Source organism: Chitinophaga sp. XS-30 (assembly GCF_008086345.1).
Lineage (GTDB): Bacteria > Bacteroidota > Bacteroidia > Chitinophagales > Chitinophagaceae > Chitinophaga.
The window spans coordinates 5,470,700-5,485,970 of sequence record NZ_CP043006.1; the positions used below are offsets into that span (position 1 = coordinate 5,470,700).

14 protein-coding genes and 1 tRNA gene are annotated in these 15,271 nt (G+C 51.1%); 6 read left to right on the plus strand and 9 right to left on the minus strand.

The features are described 5' to 3' along the window. The first annotated feature begins 75 nt into the window (after window positions 1-75). Window positions 76-1,056: a biotin synthase BioB gene (gene bioB / locus FW415_RS21865; RefSeq protein WP_148389257.1), complete on the plus strand. Its 981-nt coding sequence runs from the start codon at window positions 76-78 to the stop codon at window positions 1,054-1,056. A gap of 299 nt (window positions 1,057-1,355) precedes the next feature. Here the strand turns inward: bioB and aroQ are convergent, their stop codons facing one another. The 9 genes from aroQ to agaR all read right to left on the minus strand — a co-directional run bounded on the left by aroQ (window position 1,356) and on the right by agaR (window position 10,184). Further along, complete coding sequence (gene aroQ, locus FW415_RS21870; protein WP_148389258.1) at window positions 1,356-1,775, minus strand: type II 3-dehydroquinate dehydratase; 420 nt, start codon at window positions 1,773-1,775, stop codon at window positions 1,356-1,358. 42 nt (window positions 1,776-1,817) lie between these two features. Next, complete coding sequence (locus tag FW415_RS21875; protein ID WP_148389259.1) at window positions 1,818-2,378, minus strand: UbiX family flavin prenyltransferase; 561 nt, start codon at window positions 2,376-2,378, stop codon at window positions 1,818-1,820. A gap of 353 nt (window positions 2,379-2,731) precedes the next feature. After that, a complete protein-coding gene (locus FW415_RS21880; RefSeq protein ID WP_148389260.1) occupies window positions 2,732-3,493 on the minus strand; it encodes a hypothetical protein in 762 nt (253 codons plus the stop codon). Between the two features lie 194 nt (window positions 3,494-3,687). Next, the gene (locus FW415_RS21885) at window positions 3,688-4,548 is read right to left on the minus strand and encodes a S41 family peptidase (protein ID WP_168208941.1); all 861 of its coding nucleotides are present in this window, start codon (window positions 4,546-4,548) and stop codon (window positions 3,688-3,690) included. A gap of 647 nt (window positions 4,549-5,195) precedes the next feature. After that, window positions 5,196-5,266 (minus strand) — tRNA-Gln (locus tag FW415_RS21890). A gap of 135 nt (window positions 5,267-5,401) precedes the next feature. Continuing rightward, complete coding sequence (locus FW415_RS21895; RefSeq protein ID WP_148389262.1) at window positions 5,402-7,342, minus strand: ATP-binding protein; 1,941 nt, start codon at window positions 7,340-7,342, stop codon at window positions 5,402-5,404. A gap of 142 nt (window positions 7,343-7,484) precedes the next feature. Then, window positions 7,485-8,477, minus strand: coding sequence for an SUMF1/EgtB/PvdO family nonheme iron enzyme (locus tag FW415_RS21900; protein ID WP_148389263.1), 993 nt, complete (start codon window positions 8,475-8,477; stop codon window positions 7,485-7,487). A gap of 45 nt (window positions 8,478-8,522) precedes the next feature. Continuing rightward, on the minus strand, window positions 8,523-9,389 hold the full coding sequence (locus FW415_RS21905) for an EamA family transporter (protein WP_148389264.1): 867 nt from the start codon (window positions 9,387-9,389) through the stop codon (window positions 8,523-8,525). Between the two features lie 15 nt (window positions 9,390-9,404). Next, on the minus strand, window positions 9,405-10,184 hold the full coding sequence (gene agaR / locus FW415_RS21910; protein ID WP_148389265.1) for a transcriptional repressor AgaR: 780 nt from the start codon (window positions 10,182-10,184) through the stop codon (window positions 9,405-9,407). 215 nt (window positions 10,185-10,399) lie between these two features. Between agaR and FW415_RS21915 the strand changes: the two genes are divergently transcribed. Genes FW415_RS21915 through FW415_RS21935 form a run of 5 tightly spaced genes read left to right on the plus strand, consistent with a single transcriptional unit; the run spans window position 10,400 to window position 15,265 of the window. Further along, complete coding sequence (locus FW415_RS21915; protein ID WP_148389266.1) at window positions 10,400-11,632, plus strand: SIS domain-containing protein; 1,233 nt, start codon at window positions 10,400-10,402, stop codon at window positions 11,630-11,632. 39 nt (window positions 11,633-11,671) lie between these two features. After that, window positions 11,672-12,631: a carbohydrate kinase family protein gene (locus FW415_RS21920; protein ID WP_148389267.1), complete on the plus strand. Its 960-nt coding sequence runs from the start codon at window positions 11,672-11,674 to the stop codon at window positions 12,629-12,631. Beyond that, window positions 12,606-13,430: a class II fructose-bisphosphate aldolase gene (locus FW415_RS21925; protein WP_246858830.1), complete on the plus strand. Its 825-nt coding sequence runs from the start codon at window positions 12,606-12,608 to the stop codon at window positions 13,428-13,430. Before FW415_RS21920 ends, FW415_RS21925 begins: the two co-directional genes overlap by 26 nt. A gap of 7 nt (window positions 13,431-13,437) precedes the next feature. Beyond that, window positions 13,438-14,538 (plus strand): amidohydrolase family protein, encoded by a 1,101-nt coding sequence (locus tag FW415_RS21930; protein ID WP_210420770.1) that lies wholly within the window; start codon window positions 13,438-13,440, stop codon window positions 14,536-14,538. A 7-nt stretch (window positions 14,539-14,545) separates the two neighbouring features. After that, complete coding sequence (locus FW415_RS21935) at window positions 14,546-15,265, plus strand: carbohydrate-binding family 9-like protein (RefSeq protein ID WP_210420771.1); 720 nt, start codon at window positions 14,546-14,548, stop codon at window positions 15,263-15,265. Window positions 15,266-15,271 lie beyond the last annotated feature (6 nt).

A 15,271-nucleotide genomic window follows, 5' to 3' on the forward strand; every position in this document is an offset into this window, starting at 1 on the left:
CGAATAACAAAAAATCATCATCTGTAATGGTTATTTCGCATGGGTTTCGTAGGTTTGTCGCTAAATCCGAAGTTTATGATCCGTCACGACTGGACGATAGAAGAGATAAAAGACATTTACAACACGCCCCTGCTGGAGCTGATGTACCGCGCAGCCACCCTGCACCGGGAATATCAGGATACCGCGGAAGTACAGGTATGTACCCTCCTGTCCATCAAAACAGGCGGCTGTTCAGAAGATTGCGCTTACTGCCCCCAGGCAGCCCGCTATAATACCGGCATCGATGTACAGGCGCTCATGAAAAAAGATGAAGTGCTCGAATACGCCCGCAAAGCCAAGGAAGCAGGGTCCACCCGCTTCTGCATGGGCGCTGCCTGGCGTGAAGTACGCGATAACAGGGACTTCGACCGGGTGATCGATATGGTGAAAGGAGTGAACGAGATCGGTATGGAAGTATGCTGCACACTGGGCATGCTCACCGAATCACAGGCGCAGAAACTCGCCGATGCCGGCCTCTATTCCTATAATCACAACCTGGATACTTCCGAGGAGCACTACAGCGAGATCATCACCACCAGGACTTATGACGACCGTCTCCAGACGCTCGACAACGTCCGCAAAGCCGGCGTAACCGTTTGCTGCGGAGGTATCATCGGCCTGGGAGAAAGTCATGAAGACCGTATCAACATGCTGCTCACCCTCTCCACCATGCCATCCCATCCGGATTCCGTGCCCATCAACGCCCTCACCCGCGTAAAAGGCACGCCGCTGGAGCATATGCCCAAAGTAGAGTTCTGGGACATGGTGCGCATGATCGCCACTGCCCGCATCCTTATGCCGCAGGCCATGGTACGCCTCAGTGCAGGACGCGCGGAAATGAGCCTGTCCGAACAAGCCATGTGCTTTATGGCCGGCGCCAACTCCATTTTCACCGGAGAAAAGCTGCTGACCACCAAGAACCCCTCCTTCGAGGAGGATCACATGATGTTTGAACTGCTCGGCCTCAAACCCCGCGAAGCATTCAAGGAAGAACATGTGCACACGCACGCGCATTGATATAACGAACAGCAAAAACCGGGAGCTGGCTAAAGAGCAATTGATTACGCGCAAACACCGCGCAAAAGATACGCTTTAGCCAGCTTCTTCTTTTTCCTGATATCGCGAAATCATGCACCTGCCTGGGCGACATGATCGCCGCGCAGCTGGATAGCTTTACGACCATCATTTCGATCGAGCTCAGCACCAAACTCCATAAAAAAGCAAAGGAACGTTTCAGGCAACAGGCCCATGTGAAGCTATATCAGGGGGACAGCAGTCATGTACTGCCGCAGATCATGCGCAGTGCGCAATTAAGCTCATTTATCAAGAAAGAACCGCACACCCAGCGCGTAGCCCTTCATGCCGAGGCCGCAGATCACACCCACCGCCTTGGCAGCCGTAAGAGAAGTGTGGCGGAATTCCTCCCTTGCATAGATATTGCTGATGTGTATCTCCACCACCGGCGTTTTGATGCCGGCGATCGCATCGCGGATCGCCACGGAAGTATGGGTGTAAGCCCCTGCATTCAGCAGGATGCCATCAAATGTAAAACCGGCCTCATGCAGGTGATTGACGATCTCTCCCTCCACATTGCTCTGATAATAGGTAAACTCCACCGCCGGGAAAGCGGCTTTCAGCTCTTCCAGATATTGCTCAAAAGTAAGGCTCCCGTAAACTTCAGGTTCCCGTTTACCGAGCAGATTAAGGTTCGGGCCGTTGATGATGGCTATTTTCATGATGAGGAATTACAGTTGGAAAAATTAAACGTTGAGCAATAACTACGCCCCCCAGCGGAAAGTATCCTGCTCCAGCCCCGCCAGATCTATCACCCGGTCCACCACCGTTGCCGCCACTTCCTCAATAGTCTTGGGTTTGCTGTAAAAGGATGGTGTGGCCGGACAAATGATGCCGCCGGCTTCGGTAACGGTTTGCATATTGCGGATATGAACGAGGTTATAAGGTGTATCCCTCAGCACGCAAATGAGCTTGCGGCGCTCCTTCAGCACCACGTCCGCCGCCCGCGTGATCAGGTCGTTCGAGATCCCGCCGGCGATACGGCCCAGCGTGCCCATCGAACAGGGACAGATGATCATCGTATTGAAGCGCCCGCTGCCGGAAGCAAACGGCGCATGGAAGTCATGCTGCGAAAACACGCGGAACGGCAGTTGTTCGAATCCCCTGTCCTCCAGCTCCGTTTCCCAGACTGTACGTGCATTCTCCGTCATCACGATCGCTACCTCATCCAGCTGCTCCTTCATTCCCGCCAGTTTGCCTAAAAGCTGCCTGGCGTAAATGGAACCGCTTGCGCCTGTAACCGCCACTACTATACGATGTTTCATACAGCAAAGCTACAAAAAGAACAGGTTAAAGAGAGGCTTTGGGTTTTCCCGTTATTCTCGGAGGTTTCGCTTCAAATGCCTGGTTGTTCTGTACAGGTCAGAGAGACAACGGGCGGATGACGGATGGAACATGGGAGGCGACCGGGGAAAAGGTGGACTTGTAGCGGTGGTGATCCGGTGGCGATGCGGGAATGAGTATTTGCAGGATACCGGATGAGGTGGTGTTATGCTCAAAAACGGGAATGCCCGCAGCGAAGGCCTGCGGGGGAAATCAGGGGTTGCGGTATGTGTTTTTCAGGATCGGTTTTCAGGATAGTTTGCTCACCAAATACAGTACTCAAGGCGGGGATAACCTATTCTCTTTGTACGATGTGTCGGGTGGATGGCCCGTTTGGAGAGCGGAATGAGGTTTTGATATGCCTGAGCATAGTGGTGGGTGGTGGCGGTGGTTGATGGAAGATCTTTCCGGTTTGTGGTTCCTGCACCGCTACGATATCCGCTGCTACGTATTTCCGGTTACCGGAAGGATATCCGTCCTTCATGGCCCTGACCTGCAGGGTCACTACCAATGTCCCCTTCCCCGGTACGTCAACAGATAATGCCGCCCCGGCAAAAGGTTCCCGGGTATCGAGGACGAGGGTGGCCGTTTCTGTGTCCACCACCTTACGCTCTGCAAAGCTGATCCGCGCGGCGATCACTTTTACCTCCAGGGCCGTGAAGCCTTTGAGCTCTTTCAACGTTTGCGCGGGGATGTGCAGGATACCATCAGCAGACAGTACCGGGTCTACACAAAAGAACTTGTCTATTCCCGTATAACGGTTAAACCGGAAGCCTGCGATAGCCCCGGGATTGTTCCTCCCACCTTTGATAATCGTCTTATTCAACCGGTTAACCCGGCTGCCGTCGGAACGGATATCCAGTTCCTGCGCAAAAGCGCTTCGGATAAGCCGCCCTTTCCTGCTGGCGGCGCCGAAATGCTGTGCGGCCTGGCGGGTAGCAGAGGTTTGTCTGACGGTTTCAGGCATGCTGCGCATGAAATGTTTGCCGTTACGGTTGTAACCGATCAGGTTGCCTACTCTCCCCGTAAAGGTGAGCAAAGATGTTTGTCTGCCCATGAGTAATTGTTTTGGTGCTATCTAAAATAACGAAATCCGGGGAAGAAGGTTCAGGAAGGGGTTGGAGGATATTCAAAGGAGGAAGCCTATTAACGAAAAATGTTCAGGGTGCGCAAATGCGGTATTAGACAATGACGAATGCTGATCGGACAGGGATTGGAGAATTTCGAAAAAGGGAATGGCAACGATCAGGATCAATCCTTCTTTAACCATTCCAGCGCTGCTTTCACTTTGGCGTCCCGGAGCAGATCATTGAAATTATCGCCTTCCGTGATAGTGATATCAGGGGAAACGGCATCATCATAGACGTGACCGTTGCGGTCTGATAGAAAATGTGTGGCTAAAGCCAGGTAATGTTCCTGTAAATTGAATTCTGCATTCAGGGTTGTGCGGCCCAGGGTTTTCTCTCCAAAGAACAATGTGTTGCTCCTCCCCTTGAATGCAATGGCCAGCATTTCACCGGCGCTTGCTGTGATCTGGCTGATCAGCACCACGATCTTGATATTTCTATTGGCTTTACAACCGTTTTTCACCGAGGCTACGATCCGGTTACCGAGATGCAGCCTGCCGTTTTCCACAAACCATTTGTCTTGCGGCGATCCATTCAGATCGCAACTATACACGATCCTCCCGGCACCTAAAAGCTGGTTCACACCGGTAAATAAAGGATAGATGCTTCCCCCTTCATTCAACCGGAGGTCTACGACAATACCCTTTAAATTTTCCAGGTCCAGTTCGCATAAACGATCCTGATATTGCTGGCAGGTGCGTTTATCATTCCGGCCCGTACCCGGCAATAAAATATAACCGTACCCCTGTTCAAGGAGTTCCGCCTTTACTTCCACGGGACCTCTTTTAAAGGGCTCTTTCAAAGCCGGACGAACAGTAAAAGAAACAGAATCCTGCAGCCCAATTCTCTTTCCCCTGAAATAAAGCGCGCCGTGGGAGTCGCCAATTGTTGTGAATATTTGCCGGACACGCTGAAGGAAGTTCTCTGTAGACAGAAGGGAATCCGCCCCGTGAAATATCTTTGCTTCCAGCGCAGTCCAGTTCACATTGCTTTTATAGAGAGAATACTGCCGGGCCCTTGTATATATTTCTTCAAGAACTTGTTCTAGGTTATGCTCCTTTGCTGTTGAACTTTGTCCATGTGAACGAAAAGGAAGCGTTAAAAGGGCAATAAGTACAATAAATTTCAGCATGTTCTGAAGCGATTTAATTCGCTGATTTTCCGGATCATTTGCCAGCCTGGGGTCAACATAAAACTATGTACTTTTCCTTCCATGTCGAAAAATATACGATTTTATACGCTTTGATTCGATTTTTTATACGGTGTCTTTCCGAAGAGTGAATATACGGTCCTGTACGATTTTATACGATCTGTTTTGTTGATATCTACCTGCTGTATCTGCAGGTGGCGACACTGTCGACGATGCGCTTACGAGACATGTTGACTTCCAACTCCCCTACGTCTTGATGATATGTCCAGTTTTATTTTCGTATTTGCCTGGCCAATGCATATGGCAGAAACTCAACAATATGATATATTCTAATAATGTCAGGTAAATGATGGCATTTATTTGACATTATTATTGGCTTAGGAGTAGTATTTGCACCGGCGGCAGCGCAAATAAAAAGCCGCCACAATCCTCGACTGCAGCGGCTTTTATTTTCATCAACGCCTGTTGGCGCTTTATTTTTGTTACCCGACCTGGATTCGAACCAAGACAAACAGAACCAGAATCTGTGGTACTACCATTATACTATCGGGCAATTTGGACTGCAAATGTACAATTTTTCAGAAAAAAAACAAACCCTGTTGCAGGGATATTTTTTAGCCGAAAGGAAAATGCAGCCCACAGCCCAACGAAACAGGACAGGCGGTGCAGAGATGCGCAACAACCCCGCCTAAAGTTCCATTTTCCTGACCTGCGCGATCTTCAGCAATGTTGTCAGCATCTCCCGGGGGAAGAAAGGTTTATTCAGGATATCGAATATCCCTTTGCGCGCGAATTTACGCCGCACTTCGGGCATGATGTCCGCCGTAAAGATCACAATATGGATCTCGGAATATTCATTACGGATGATCTCCGAAAGAGCGTAGCCATCCATTTCCGGCATATGCAGGTCTATGAACGCCACGTCATAGCTGTTCTCGCGCAGCAATGCCGTTGCTTCCTCCCCATTCAGTGCGCAGTCCGGCTGAATGCCGAAATACTCCAGCTGGCGTTTGGCCACCATCACATTAATGGGATTGTCCTCTACGAACAGCACCCGCATCCCTTTGAATTTCTTTGCATAGGTGGACAGTTCCGATATCTGCGCACGTTTTGGCGGCCTGTTCTTTTTGGTGGGCAGTTCAAAAACGATATCAAAATAAAACGTGGTACCGGCGCCCGGCTCACTTTCAAGCATGATATGGCTGCTATGCAGCGTAATGAGCTTCTGCGTGATGGTCAGCCCAAGTCCCGAGCCGGAGCCGGGCTGGTTGCCGGCGGCGGGCTCATGCACCTGCCGGAAGCTATCGAATACGGTATCATGATACTCTTTCGGAATACCGATCCCTGTGTCTTTCACCGCAAAATGAATGGTGACCTTTTCTGTCTGTTTCGAAACCAGTTGCAGCGAAATGGTCACCCCGCCTTTTTCCGTGTACTTGATGGCATTGCTTACCAGGTTATTCAATATCTGGCTGATGCGTATAGGGTCCGCTATGATCTTTTTGGGAATATCCTTATCCACCTCGCTGGTCAGTTTAAGCCCTTTGGCATCGGCCAGCGACTTGAACTGGTTATGGATATTCCTCACCAGTTCATGAAGGTTCACAATGGTACAGGTCAGCTCAAACTGATCACGTTCCATTTTATTCAGGTCGAGGATATCGTTGATCAGCTGCAGCAGATGATCGGCGGAGAAAAGGAGATTGCTGATATATTCTTCCTGTTCCTCGGTGTAATTAAGTTTCAGCAGATTGGTAATGCCAATGATGCCATTGAGGGGTGTACGGATCTCGTGGCTCATGATGGACAGGAAGTCGGATTTTGCCCTGGCGGCATCTTCCGCGATATTCTTGGCCCTGATCAATTCAAGTTCGGCTTCCTTTTTCTCCGTGATATCCTGTATGCTCAGCACAATAATGGCATCCGCCGGTTTTGGCGCCTTGATGACCGGCCGTACCCTGGCCCGGAACCATTGGTTCACAGCTTCGTCCAGATGCCGGTAGGTGATCTCGCGCACTTCTCCCGTGCGGATCACTTCCGCCACTACCTCGCTGAACATGGCGCCCTGGGGGCCCATGGCTTCCTGTATGCTTTTGCCCAGGAATTGCTTTTTAGGCATGAACAGGATGCTTTCATCATGCACCCAGACATTGCGGAACACCTGGTTCCCGTCCACTTCAAATACGATATCCTCCAGCGAAGTGATCAGTGCCTGCAGGTGTGTGGACAGCTCCTGCTGCCGGAACCCGGCCATCCTTTCATCGGTGACATCCCGTACATACCCGATAAAATAGTCTGCTTTGCCCTGCTGGCCGTGTACCAGGCGCACATTGGCATTGCAGTGACGCAATCCCTTGCCGGGATGTTGTAAACGGTAAGAAAAATTGATCGTATCATGGGGCTTCGCCACAGCCTGCCCGATAATGGCCGCTGCTTCCTGAACATCCTCTTTTACGATGGCCTGCAACCATCCTTTTCCCATCGAGGCACCGGCATCAAGGCCTGATATATTCTCCCATTCACTGTTCACAAAAAAACAATTCCCTTCCATATCCGCCATAAAGGCACCGATCGGGGCAAGTTGCAAGGCATTGTATAGGTCCTCCCCGTTATGCAAGTCAGTTTTCATCGGAAAGGTTTAAGAATCAATAAAATCTGGTTATTCTAACACCCTTCAATATAGGATTTTTTTGAAGATTATGCGGGGCCTTAACATATATGATTTTGGGGTTGACATGCTCCGGGCAATCCGGGTGCATGCCTTGACGCGATCAAAGATCCTTCGGCTGGCTAGCGAAATACTTTGCGATCTCGGCCGGGGATGGCTGTTTCAGGGGGCGGACGATGCGGAACCCTACGAACGAGGCATCCGTATTCCACCAATCGCTTTTCGGTATCTGGGGGTCACGCTGCTTCCATCCGGCGCGGGAAGCCGTTCTGGCCGCGCAACGGAGGTCTTCCGCATCATCGTCCCATGATCCGCCGCGAACGGTGCGGGGGTAAAGTGTTCTGGGAACGGCCCAGGGGTTCTTCACCCTGCTGCCCGGCGTGGCGTAGAATCCGCTCACATACTGGTCCAGCGTCCATTCCGCCACATTCCCGTGCATATCGTACAATCCCCAGGCATTGGGCTTTTTAGTGCCTACCTTATGGTACTTTTCCTGACTGTTCCTGCTATACCAGGCGTATTCCGGGAGTAAAGACCGGTCATCCCCGAAAGCATAGGCTTTCGATGATCCGGCACGGCAGGCATATTCCCATTCCGCTTCCGTGGGCAGCCGGTAAAAATGGCCGGTAACTTCCGTCAGCCATTTGCAGTACGCCAGCGCCGCATACTGCGTCATATTCACGGCAGGATATCCGCTTTTGCCCATCCCGAAGCTCATGTCCGTAAACGGAGGCGTGGGCCGGGTAATGGCATCCACCTTTGACCGCTGCTGCTTTTCCTTTTCCATGGCCGGGTACACGAATACCTCGAACTCATCCCAGGTCACTTCATGTTTACCGATCCAGAACGAATCCAGCATAACGGTATGCACCGGACCTTCATCTTTCCGGTGCCCGCTTTCCTTTTCCGTGCTGCCGATCAGCGCCTTGCCGCCTTTGATGGCTACCATACCGAAGCTGATCTTCGTTCCGGGAATGGTTTCCGTATAAGCGGCAAACAGCTGCTTTTGTGCCTGGCTTTCAGGCTGGTGCAGCGAAAGAAAGGAAAAGAAAGGCAAGATCAGTACGATGGCAATAAGCCTGAGATTCCGTTGCATCTGTTCATCATTTTTACGGGTCAGATGGAATGTTGTTATATTTTTCTACTCGCTCAGCAGATAGATGGCGATCACCGCCACCACCAGTCCGGCAATGATCAGGTAATGCGGGAATACGCTGTAGATCATTAAAGACAGCACGATCGTGATCACGGGCGAAAGGCCTGTCACCGGTATAACAATGATCGCTTTACCGTAACGCATGGCATATACAAGGGTCAGCGCGCCAACGGCATTCAGCACATGTACCAGCGTAGCCAGGTAAGGCCCTTTCAGCCCCCAGTTGATGTTCGCGGAAAAATCCGTCATCCCTATCGCCACCGGCGACAGCAGCACCCCGGAGAGCGCCATATAGAAAAAAATGCTTTCCGCTTTCATGATGTCATTGGAGAACTTCATGAAAAAACCCTGCACGCCCCATAAAAGAAAAACGATGATCGCCAGCACCAGCCAGCCATATCCGCCAGCATGCCCGTTATCCGGCTGCTGATAGGAAAGCAGCAGGATGGCGATAAGGGCCAGGACGATGCCCGTCCAGCTCCGCCGGGTGGTTGTTTCCTTTAAAAACAGGGCGGATAGCAGAATGGTCACGATCGGAAAGAGGGAAATGATCGGGAAAACAATATAGGCGGGGCCTTCCCGAACGGCCTGAAAAAGGATCAGCTGCCCTCCTGCTCCGGTGAGCCCTACCAGCATACCATACAAAACAGGCCTGATGCCGGTGTCCAGCTTCCAGTTTACAAGGTACAGCGCCACCAGTGCGCAGGGTATCATGGTGAGGGACCAGACCACATATCCAAGCGTTGCGGGAAACCCTGCTTTTTCCGGTATTTCGATGAACGCGCCCCAGATACCCCAGAACACGGTCGTAATAAGCGCCAGCAGCAGCCAGGGCTTCTTGTTGTCCCCCATTTTCCTGATTACATTTTAAACAATAATGACTTTTATACCGGCGCTCTCCAGTATCTTATGATCTTCCGGAGGTATGCCATCGTCTGTTACCAGCACATCTATCTCGTTCACCGGTGCAATGAACGCAAAACTCCGTTTATGGAACTTGCTGGAATCCGCTACCACGATCACCTGCTTGGAAATGGACATCATCACCCGGTTCAGATGGGCTTCCTCCACATTGGGCGTTGAAAGCCCAAAGGCAGCACTGAAGCCGTCCACCGCCAGAAATAACTTGTCGCAGAAATAGTTCTTGAAACTTTCCTCCGCGGTGGCGCCGATCAGCGAAAGCGAATTCTTTCTCAGGAAACCGCCCGGAATGATCACATTCACTTTCGGATGTTCCGCCAGCTGGTTCGCAATGTTCAGCGCATTGGTGATCACCGTCAGTTCCCCCATATTGGTGAGGTTCTTGGTGATCTCCATGGTGGTCGTACCGGAATCCAGTATGATCGTATCCCCCGTTTCGATCAGTTCGGCTGCGGCTTTCCCGATCCTTCTCTTCTGATCGTAATTCTGTTTGTTCTTGTCAGACAACGTAAAATCCATCCCCACCCGGTCTACTTTTATCGCCCCGCCCCTGGCGCGGATCAGCGCATTCTTCTGTTCAAGGCGCTTCAGATCGTTACGGATGGTCACTTCGCTCACTTTCAGCGCCTTGCTCAGGGAAACCACATCCACCTGCCCTTTCTCTTCCAGCTTCTCCAGGATGATCACACGGCGCTGAACGGTTGTCTTCTCTTTAGGTTTTCGCATATGATAAATTTTAAATACTTCGAAAGCTAATTGTTTTATACAGTGAAATAAGAATTCGAATGCAAAATAACATTATTAGCCCGTTTCTTTTTGATTCCCAAATGCGAAATTCTACAAATAACCCTTTCGAAAGCATAAAAATAAAATAAAAATTCCAAATTGAAAGGAAATAATTATTTTTGGTTCAACAAACGAAATGAAAAGAAAAATAAAATATGGATACTTTAAAAAATAACCCGTATCAAACTGCTCCCGAAACCCGCAATAAATACCTGGGCTTTTCCCAGGAAGACCTCAAACAAAAAGGAGCGCTGCATACCGCCAGGGAGATCGCCCAGCAACCTGACCTCTGGCTGAAGACCTGGGAACTGGTGAGCCAGCGAAAAGATGAACTGGCCGCGTTCCTGCAGGATGCATTCCGGCATCCTTCCCTTTCCGTGATCCTTACCGGAGCCGGCACTTCCGCTTTTATCGGCGATGTGCTGCAAGGCCCCTTTCACAAGAATACCCGCAAACAAACCGTAGCCATCCCTACAACCGACCTGATCTCCCATCCGGCACATTATTTCAATACAGAGGCTACGCTCCTTATATCATTCGCCCGCTCCGGCGACAGCCCGGAAAGTGTGGCCGCCCTTCACCTGGCCGACAAGTTCTGTGAAAAGGTATTTCACCTGATCATTACCTGCAACCCTGAAGGCAAACTGGCCCGCTCCATGGAAACGAACACCAATCCCACACTGGTATTCCTGTTGCCCAGGGAAGCGGATGACCAGAGCCTGGCCATGACGGGCAGCTTTACCTCCATGCTCCTGTCCGGCCTCCTGATATCGAGAATAAAAGAGATCGATACGCTGCGCGAACAGGTGGAACAGATCTCCCGGTACGCCCGCAACATCCTCGATAATTATCACAACAAACTAAAAGCTGCGGCCAGCCTGGATTTTCAGCGGGCCATCTTCCTGGGCTCGGGCCCGCTGCGCTCCGTTGCCAATGAATCCGACCTTAAAGTACAGGAGCTGACGGACGGAAAGGTGATCTGCAAATTCGATTCCTTCCTGGGTTTCCGCCACGGCCCCAAAGCCGTTATCAACTCCTCTACCCTGCTGGTGTACCTGTTCTCCAACAACCAATACGTTCATCAATATGAAAGCGACCTGGTGAAAGCCATCATATCCGGAGAAAAAGGGCTGTTCAGCATCGGCATCACAGAATCGGCTGACAAGGATTTTGAAGTGGACCTGCTCATTGAATTATCTACCGGCGGAAAAACTGTGGACGAAGAATTTTTGTCCGTATGCAGCGTACTGCCGGCACAGATCCTCGGATTCTATAAATCGCTCGAATTTGGCCTCATGCCGGATAACCCGAGTGAAAAAGCCACCATCACCCGTGTTGTAAAAGGGGTGATCATCTACCCGTTCAGCCCGGAGAACGGTAAAGCCTGAGAAAGAAACACCGCCAAAAGATGATCAAAAGGAAGAAACATGAAAAAAAATGACGTAATCGTAATCGGAGAACTGAATATCGACTTCATTCTTAATCACATCAGCGCACTCCCGCAGCTGGGCAAAGAGATCCTCTCCCGGGAGATGACCCTCACGCTCGGCAGCTCTTCCGCCATATTCGCCAGCAACCTGAGCGTACTCGGCGCCAATGTTGCCTTCACCGGCAAACTGGGAAAAGATGCCTTCGGGGATTTTATCTGTGATACTTTAACCGCAAAAGGCATTGATACTTCCGGCATCATCCGTCAGGCGGACCTGCATACCGGTGCTACGGTGGTATTGAATTATGGGGAAGACAGGGCCATGATCACCCATCCCGGCGCCATGGAAAGCCTGTCCGCCGCCGATATCAACTGGACGCAGGCGGAACAGGCCCGACATCTGCACATCTCTTCCTGCTTCATTCAACCGGCCCTGTGCAAAGACCTTCCCATGATCTTTCAGCGGGCCAGGCAAATGGGCCTTACCACCTCTTTTGATCCGCAGTGGGACCCCGGAGAAAAATGGGACATCCGTCTGCCGGACATCCTCCCGCATGTAGACGTGTTCCTGCCCAACGAAAAAGAACTGCTGCATATCACCCGCTGCAACGATATCACAGAAGCGCTGGCGCAGCTAAGCGGCTGCTGCCACACCATTGCCGTAAAACAGGGCAACAAGGGATCTACCTGCTTCAGCCAGGGGAGGTCCGTTTCACTGCCCGCTTTCCTGAATACCGCGGTGGTGGACGCTATCGGTGCGGGAGACAGCTTCAATGCCGGGTTTATTTACCAGTTCATCAGCAAACAACCGCCGGAAACCTGCCAGCGGTTCGGAAATATGATCGCCGCCCTTTCTACCACCGCAGCAGGCGGAACTGCAGCATTCTCCGACAGACAGGAAGTTTTTTCAATCCTAAAAGAAAGATACCGTTATGAAGACGATCAACCTGAAAGATAAACTGAAGCAGATGCAGCAGCAAAGATCCGCACTGCTGGCCACCAACTTCTACAACTATGAAACGCTTTGCGGTATCATGGAAGCGGCCTCCGCCATGAAGCAACCGGTTATCCTCCAGCTCACCAGGAGCTCTATCGAATACATGGGCATGGCCGTAGCGGTGAACATGGCAAAGACCGCACTGGAACAATACAATGTGGAAGGATGGCTGCATCTCGATCATTCGGATTCCTACGAGCTGGTAGCGCAATGCCTGGAAGCGGGATTTGATTCCGTGATGATAGATGCCAGCGAAAAACCACTGGAGGAGAACATCGCCATCACCCGGAAAGTGGTGGCCCTGGCCGCGAAATACAATGCCAATGTGGAAGCCGAACTGGGCTATGTGGCCAAGCTGGGCCAGTCCACCGAGATCACCGGTTTTACCGAACCGGAGGAAGCCCGCTACTTCGTTGCGCAAACGGGCGTGAACGCGCTGGCGGTAGCCATCGGTTCCGCACACGGCTTCTATAAAAAAGCGCCGGAACTGGATATCGAAAGACTGAAAGAAATTCACCGCCTCACGGACGTGGCGCTGGTACTGCATGGCGGCTCGGGCATTCCCGCAGCCAGCCTGAGAGAATCCATCAACAACGGTATCTGTAAAATCAACCTGGCAACCGAAATAAAAAATATCTTTATACGCACACTCGATAAATGCCTTTCCGCCAAAGAAGAAATTGACCTGCGAAAACTGTTCCCGCCGGCGATCAAGGCGGTATCGGACCTCGTTACGGAAAAACTTGAAATTGTTAAATAGCGCACCGATGAAGAAAAAAAATCATCCCGGCCTTCTGCTGATCTTAACCGGCGTACTGATGCAAAGCTGTATGGAAGTCAAAAAAAAGGAATCATTCTATGGAACGGAAGATTTTGCCCGTGTGAAAAAATACGATTCACATGTGCACATCAACACGTTTGACCCGGTGCTGATCAACTACGCCAGGTCGCAAAACTTCTATCTGCTGAGCCTGAACGTGGCGGCGCCGGATTACGTTCCCCTCCATGAACAGCAGGGATTCACCACTTTTCACCAGGAACGCTTCCCCGGCGCTTTCAACTATGTGACGAGCTTCAATATTGAAGGTATAGGAGAACCGGGCTGGCAGGAAAAGACCATCGCCTACCTGGACCAGTCGTTCAAACAGGGCGCACTGGGCGTTAAAGTGTGGAAGAACATCGGGATGGAATACAAGGATAAGGACGACAAATTTGTGATGATCGATGATCCCCGGCTGGACCCGGTGCTTGATTTCATTACGGAAAATAATAAAACACTCGTTGGCCACCTCGGTGAACCGAAGAACTGCTGGCTGCCGCTGGAGGAAATGACGGTGAAAAACGACCGGGAATATTTCAAACACCATCCGGAGTATCATATGTACCTGCACCCTGAATATCCTTCGTATGAAGATCAGGTGAATGCCCGGGACAATATGCTGAAGAAACATCCGGAAATGCGCTTCGTGGGCGCCCACCTCGCCAGCCTGGAATGGGATGTGGACGAGATCGCGGCGAGGCTGGACAAATACCCGAATATGGCGGTGGATATGGCGGAACGGGTGTCTCACCTCCAGTTCCAGGCCCAAAAGGATCATAAAAAAGTTTACGATTTCTTTGTCCGCTACCAGGACCGGCTGCTGTATTCTACAGACATCGTTATCGACAGCAGCATGGATTCTTCCGCAGTGCTGAAATACGCACATGATACGTGGACGGATCACTGGAAATTCTTTACCTCCGATGAAGAAATGACGGCTTCCGAAGTGGAAGGCCCTTTCCGCGGCCTGCATCTTCCGGTAACCGTAATTGATAAACTGTACCGGGAAAATGCCGAAAAATGGTTTCCCGGTCTTGGCCAAAAATAATCAGCGCATGGGAAGATCTTCATGGCATATCGCCGTCCTGATACTCCTGCTATCCTGCAGGAACATGCCGTCCGGCGACACGCAGGACAAGGTGGTGATCCGCAGGTCCGCCGACTTTGACATTACCGGTGACGGCTCCGCCGCCGAATGGCAGAAAACCGGCTGGATCAGCATCCCGCTGCTGGATACCGGTAAAAGTGGTTACGAAACAAAGGTCAAGCTGTTGTATTCCGCTACCGGCATCTACTGCCTTTACTTTTGTGAGGACAGGAAGCTCACGGCAACCATGCAGCAGGATTTCATGGATCTCTGGAATGAGGATGTCATCGAGATATTCCTGCAGCCGGATGAAAAAAAACCGGCCTACCTGGAATATGAACTTTCCCCGCTGAACTACGAACTGCCGCTGGTGATCTTTAATGAGGACGGCAAACTCAACAGCTGGATACCCTTCCACTATGACGGTCGCCGCAAAACCAGGCATGCCACATCCGTTCGCGGGGGAGAACGTAAAACGCATGCCGCTGCCGACAGCTGGACGGCCGAGTGCTTCATTCCCTATGACCTGATGAAACCCGTACTGGACAAACTCCCCGCTTCCGGCACTACCTGGAAAGGCAACCTGTACCGGATCGATTATGATCAGGGAGAAACCTTATGGGCCCTGAACAGGAACAGCGGGAATTTTCATGAATACAGGAATTTTGGAGACTTCTATTTTGAATAAAAAATG

Coding starts and splice junctions, on each gene's coding strand:
- FW415_RS21915 (WP_148389266.1), top strand. CDS start 10,400: ATGGATACTTTAAAAAATAACCCGTATCAAACTGCTCCCGAAACCCGC.
- FW415_RS21880 (WP_148389260.1), bottom strand. CDS start 3,493: ATGGGCAGACAAACATCTTTGCTCACCTTTACGGGGAGAGTAGGCAAC.
- aroQ (WP_148389258.1), bottom strand. CDS start 1,775: ATGAAAATAGCCATCATCAACGGCCCGAACCTTAATCTGCTCGGTAAA.
- FW415_RS21875 (WP_148389259.1), bottom strand. CDS start 2,378: ATGAAACATCGTATAGTAGTGGCGGTTACAGGCGCAAGCGGTTCCATT.
- FW415_RS21920 (WP_148389267.1), top strand. CDS start 11,672: ATGAAAAAAAATGACGTAATCGTAATCGGAGAACTGAATATCGACTTC.
- bioB (WP_148389257.1), top strand. CDS start 76: ATGATCCGTCACGACTGGACGATAGAAGAGATAAAAGACATTTACAAC.
- FW415_RS21925 (WP_246858830.1), top strand. CDS start 12,606: ATGAAGACGATCAACCTGAAAGATAAACTGAAGCAGATGCAGCAGCAA.
- FW415_RS21935 (WP_210420771.1), top strand. CDS start 14,546: ATGGGAAGATCTTCATGGCATATCGCCGTCCTGATACTCCTGCTATCC.
- FW415_RS21900 (WP_148389263.1), bottom strand. CDS start 8,477: ATGCAACGGAATCTCAGGCTTATTGCCATCGTACTGATCTTGCCTTTC.
- FW415_RS21895 (WP_148389262.1), bottom strand. CDS start 7,342: ATGAAAACTGACTTGCATAACGGGGAGGACCTATACAATGCCTTGCAA.
- agaR (WP_148389265.1), bottom strand. CDS start 10,184: ATGCGAAAACCTAAAGAGAAGACAACCGTTCAGCGCCGTGTGATCATC.
- FW415_RS21905 (WP_148389264.1), bottom strand. CDS start 9,389: ATGGGGGACAACAAGAAGCCCTGGCTGCTGCTGGCGCTTATTACGACC.
- FW415_RS21930 (WP_210420770.1), top strand. CDS start 13,438: ATGAAGAAAAAAAATCATCCCGGCCTTCTGCTGATCTTAACCGGCGTA.